Source organism: Nonomuraea sp. NPDC050691, assembly GCF_040654455.1.
Taxonomy (GTDB): Bacteria; Actinomycetota; Actinomycetes; order Streptosporangiales; family Streptosporangiaceae; genus Nonomuraea.
Window position 1 is genome coordinate 1 of sequence record NZ_JBFAIA010000295.1, and the last position, 5,752, is coordinate 5,752.

1 protein-coding gene is annotated in these 5,752 nt (G+C 76.0%); it reads left to right on the forward strand.

All coding sequences use genetic code 11. The annotated features are described in order from the left end of the window. On the forward strand, positions 1–5,752 hold a 5,752-nt coding region (locus tag AB0H81_RS43555; protein ID WP_358388008.1), incomplete at both ends, for an SDR family NAD(P)-dependent oxidoreductase.

The following is a 5,752-nucleotide window of genomic DNA, read 5'->3' on the forward strand; positions in this document are numbered from 1 at the left end:
CAAGGTCGAGTACTACAACGGCGCCACATCTGCCACCCGTTCCGTGCTGACCACCTACCACGTGGACGGTACTCGGGGAACACCGTCCAATAGAATCGGGTCGGTCAAGACGAACCTCGGCCACCTCGACCGCGCCGCCGGCGTCACCAACCTCATCAAGGTCGCGCTGTCCCTGCGCCACGACGAGATCCCGCCCACCGTCAACCTGACCGACCCCAACCCGCAGCTCGCCTCCGGCCAGGCCCGGCTGGAGATCGTCACCGGGCTGCGCGGCTGGCCGCGCGAGGCGGGCCGGACCCGCCGCGCCGGGGTGAGCGCGTTCGGCATCGGCGGCACCAACGCGCACGTGGTGGTCGAGGAGGCGCCCCTGGTGCCGCGCACCGAGGAGCCGCCGCGCCCCGAGCTGCTCGTCTGGTCCGCCCGTACGGCCACCGCCGCCGACGCGATGACGGAACGCCTGGCCGCGCACCTGACCGCCGACGGCTCCGGGCAACGGCTGGCCGACGTCGCCCACACGCTGCAGACCGGGCGGCAGGAGTTCGCCCACCGCCGGATGGTGGTGGCCTCCTCGGCGGCCCAGGCGGCCGACCGGCTCCGGTCCGGGGCGGCGCTCGGCCGCGCCGGGAGCCGCGCCGGCCGGCCCGTCGCCTTCCTCATCGCCGGCACCGGCGAGCAGTACCCGGGGATGGCCGCCGAGCTGTACGAGACCGAGCCGGTGTTCCGCGCGACGCTCGACCAGTGCCGCGCCGAGCTGCGCCGCCGCACCGGCGGCGAGGACCCGCTCGCCGAGATGGTCGGGCCGCGGCGGGACGGCCAGGGGGACGCGCTCGGCCGGCTCCTCGGCCGCGTCTCCGCGCCCGACGCGGCGCCCCCCACCCGGCTGCTCCAGCCCGCGCTGTTCGCCGTCGAGTACGCGCTGGCGCGGCTCGTCCAGTCGTGGGGCGTCGAACCGGCCGCGCTGGCCGGCTACAGCCTCGGCGAGTACGTCGCGGCCTGCCTGGCCGGGGTGATGTCCCTGGAGTCGGCCGTCGCGCTGGTCACCCACCGGGCCGCCCTCATCGACGAGCTGCCCGCGGGCGAGATGTGCGCGGTGCCGCTCGCCGCCGCCGGCCTGCGCGACCGCCTGGCCGGCGTGACCGGCGTGGACGTCGCCGCGATCAGCGGACCCGAGCTGACCGTGCTGGCCGGCGAGCCGGCGGCGATGGCCTCGGCCAGGGCGCTGCTGGAGGCGGACGGGGTGCCGTGCCGCCCGCTGGCCACCGGTCACGCCTTCCACTCCGGGATGATGGAGCCGCTGCGGGAACCGCTGACCGCCTGGATCGCCGAGAACATCCCGCTCCACGCGCCCCGCGTCCCCGTCGTCTCCAACGTCACGGGCGAGCTCGCCACCGCCGCCCAGCTCACCGACCCGGCGTACTGGGCCGAGCACATGTGCGCGGCCGTGCGCTTCGACGACGTCCTGAGCACGCTGCTGCGGTTGGACGGCGACGCGGCGCTCCTGGAGATCGGGCCGGGCCAGTCGCTGGGCGCGATGGCGCGCGGCCACCGCGACTGCCCGCCGGACCGCTGGCCGCTCGTCGTCGCCACGCTGCCGGGGGCGGAGGACCCGCGCCCGGCCGGGGAGGCGCTGGCGGAGGCGGCCGGGCGGCTGTGGCTGGCCGGGGTGCCGATCGACTGGTCCGGCTACCGGCAGGACCGGCCGGTGGCCAAGGTGGCTCTGCCGACGTACCCGTTCGAGCGGGAGCGCTACTGGATCGACCCGCCGTCCCAGCCGTCCACGCCTGCCGGGGCCGCTCCGGTCGCGGTCCCGGTCGCGGGGCCGGCCCCGGTGCCGGCCCCGGTGCCGGCCCCGGTGCCGGCTCCGGCCCCGGTCGCGGTCGTGGCCGCTGGGCAGGCGTCCGGCGGAGCCGCGCCCGGTCTCACCCCGCACGCTCTGAACGGCGTCGCGCCGGCCGGGGCGTCGTCCGGTGTCGCCGGGAGCGTGGGGGCCGGGCGACCGCGTGTCGAGCTGCTGGTCCCGGACTGGATCCCGGCGGACGTCCCGGAGAGCGGGGCCTCTGTCGCGAGGACGGGGCGCTGCGTGCTCGTTTCGGGCCGCGCGGGCGACGAGCCGGCCTCGGGTGGTACGGACGGCCGGGTCGCCGAGGCGCTGGCACGGTCGTTGCGCGCGCACGGAGTGGACGTCCTGACGGTCGCCGGGCAGGACGACGCCGCGGCGCTCACCCGGGGCCTGGACCCCTCCACCCCGGCCACGGTCGTTGACCTCCGCCTCCTCTCACCGACGGGCGCCTCCACGCCGGGCGGCGGCGACTCCGGGGTCGGGGGAGCGCTGGTCCCCGTGGCGCGGCTGCTGGCGGCGTTCGGTGAGCAGGGCGGGGACGGGACCCGGGTCCTGCTGGTCACGCGCGGCGGGCAGGCGGTGGCGGACGGGGAGGTCCCGGACGCCGTCCACGCGGCCGCGGCAACCCTGCCGATGGTCGCCAACCAGGAGTACCTCAGCCTCGACTGCGCCGCCGTGGACCTCGACCCGGACGCCGACGCCCAGGCCGTGGCCGACGCGCTGACCGGCGAGATCCTGAGCCCGTCCGGTGAGGTCTTCGTCGCCTACCGGAACGGCACCCGACTGCTCCGCACCTTCACCCCGGACGAGCCGCCCGCCCCTGAACCGCCTGCCCCCTCCACGACAAAGGGGACGTATCTGATCACCGGCGGTCTGGGCGACGTGGGCCTGATCGTCGCCGAGCACCTGGCCCGCGCCGGCGCCGCCCGGCTCGTCCTCACCAGCCGCGCCGGACTCCCCGCCGGGCCGGGGGACCCGCGCCGCGAGGCGGTCGAGCGCATACGCGCCCTGGGCGCCGAGGTGCTCACCCCGGCGGTGGACGTCACGGACGTCTCAGCCATGCGCGCCACTGTCGCCGCTCTCGCCGATCACGGCGTGTGCGGGCTGGACGGGGTCGTGCACGCCGCGGCCGACACGCGGCCCGGCGGCTTCCGCCCGCTGCGTGACCTCGACGACGAGGCCGTCGCCCGCCACCTCGCCGCCAAGGTGACCGGCGCCCAGGTGCTGGAGCAGGTGCTCGGCGAGCTCCCGGCCGACCGGGCGCCGCGCTTCTGCCTCGTGTTCTCCTCCACGTCGGCGGTCCTCGGCGGCATCACGTTCGGCAGCTACGCCGCCGCCAACGCCGCCCTGACCGCGCTCGCCCACCGCGCCCACTCCGCCTGGGCCGAGGGCCGTACCCGGACCCGGTGGGTGGCGGCGAGCTGGGACACCTGGGCCGTCACCCTCGACCGGCTGGAGGGCGGCATGGGCGCGGCGATGGCCGCGCACTCGATGAGCGCGGCGGAGTCGCTGGCGGCCTTCGACCGGCTGACGGCCGCGACGCGGCCCGGGCTCGTGGTCGCGGCCGGCGGGCTGGGCGACCGGCTGCCCCGCTCCGTGCCCGCCGCCACGGCGCTCCTCGCCGGGGCCTCACCGGACGGCGCCGCGGACCCGCAAGGACTGCCCGCGGGGACGGGCGACAGGTTTCCGCGCCCCGAGCTTCCCCAGCCCTACACCCCGCCGCAGTCGCCCGTGGAGCACGCCCTCGCGGCCCTCTGGTCCGAGGTGCTGGGCGTCGAGCCGGTCGGCACCCGGGACAACTTCTTCGACCTGGGCGGCAACTCGCTGGTGGCGCTGCAGATGCTCGCACTGGTGAAGCAGCGGTTCGGGGTGGCGGTGCCCACCGTGGCGCTGTTCGAGGCGCCGACGGTCGGCACCCTGGCCGTCATCCTGGACGAACGCGGCGCGACCGCTACGGACACCGCAACGGCCAAGGCCGCGAACGCCGTGGACCCCGCCCCTCTCCCCGCCGTCCGCGTCGTCGGCGAGCGCGCCAGGACCGCCACCGAGGACGACCGCCGCATCGCGATCATCGGCATGGCCGGCCGCTTCCCCGGCGCCGCCGACGTGGCCACGTTCTGGCGCAACCTCAACGACGGCGTCGAGTCCATCAGCTTCTTCTCCGAGGAGGAGCTGCTGGCCGCCGGGGCCGACCCCGAGCAGATCAAAGATCCCGCGTACGTGCCGGCCCGGCCCGTCCTGGACGACGTCAGCGGCTTCGACGCGGCCTTCTTCGGCATGAGTCCCCGCATGGCCGCCATCACCGACCCGCAGCAGCGCGCCTTCCTGGAGGTGTGCTGGGAGGCGCTCGAACAGGGCGGCTACGCGGCCGCGGAGCACCGGGGCCGGGTGGGCGTGTTCGGCGGCGCCAACATCAGCACGTACCTGCTGCGGATGACCGACCACCTGCTCGGCGGCGGCCAGAACGAGTTCAGCGGGTTCGAGGTCATCATGGGCAACGACAAGGACGCCCTCACCACGACCGTGTCGTACCTGTTCGACCTGTATGGGCCGAGTGTCGCGGTGCAGACGTTCTGCTCCACGTCGCTGGTGGCCGCGCACCTGGCCGTGCAGAGCCTGCGGGCCGGCGACTGCGAGCTGGCGCTCGCGGGCGGCGTGTCGATCCGCGTCCCGGACCGGGTCGGCCACCTGTACGGGCCGGGCGGCCAGGAGTCGCCCGACGGCCACGTGCGCGCCTTCGACGCCGCGGCCAAGGGCAGCATGTTCGGCGACGGCGCCGCCGCGGTGCTGCTGAAGCGGCTGCCCGACGCGATCCGCGACGGCGACCACGTCTGGGCCGTCATCCGCGGCTCGGCCATGAACAACGACGGCGCCCTCAAGGTCGGCTACACCGCGCCCAGCGTCGTCGGCCAGTCACGGGTCATCGCCGACGCGATGGCCGACGCGGGCGTCACCGGCGAGGACATCAGCTACGTCGAGGCGCACGGCACCGCCACCGAGCTGGGCGACCCCATCGAGGTGGCCGCCCTGACCCGGGCCTTCGGGCAGACGCGGGAGCGGCGGTACTGCCCGATCGGGTCGGTCAAGACCAACGTCGGCCACCTCGACCGGGCGGCCGGGGCGAGCGGCCTCATCAAGACCTCGCTCGCGGCGCACCACGGGATCATCCCGCCGAGCCTGCACTACACCAGCCCCAACCCGGAGATCGACTTCGACGGCAGCCCCTTCTACGTCAACGCCGAGCTGTCCCCGTGGCGCACCCGCGACGGCCGGCCGCGCATCGCGGGGCTCAACTCGCTGGGCATGGGCGGCACGAACGTGCACATGGTGGTCGAGGAGCCCCCCGCCCGCGACACGCACGTTCCGGGGACCGGGCGCCGGTTCGAGGTGGTGCCGGTCTCGGCCCGTACGGCCACGGCGGCGGACGAGGCGTGCCGGCGGCTCGGCCGGCACCTCGGCGACGAGCCGGGCCTGCGGCTCGCCGACGTCGCGTACACGCTCCAGGTGGGGCGCAAGACGTTCGAGCACCGCAGGGCGATCGTGGCCGGCGACGTCGCGTCGGCGGCCGAGGCGCTCGACGGGCGGCGGGCGGACGACCTGCTGGGCCGGGTCGAGACCGTCCAGGGCCGGCAGGTGGCCTTCCTGTTCGCGGGCGTCGGCGAGCAGTACCCCGGCCTGGCCGGCGACCTCTACCGGCACGAGCCGGCCTTCCGGGCCGCGCTGGACGAGTGCCTGGCCCACCTGGCCGGGGCGCTGGACGGCGTCGTGGACACGGCCGAGCTGGCCGACCTGCTGACCGGTGAGCGCGGCGAGAGCGGCGGCGGCCTGCTTGCTGGTGGGACGGAGCAGGAACTTGACCGACCTGCGCACGCCCACCTCCCCCGTTCTGTGACGAGAAGACCACGATATCGC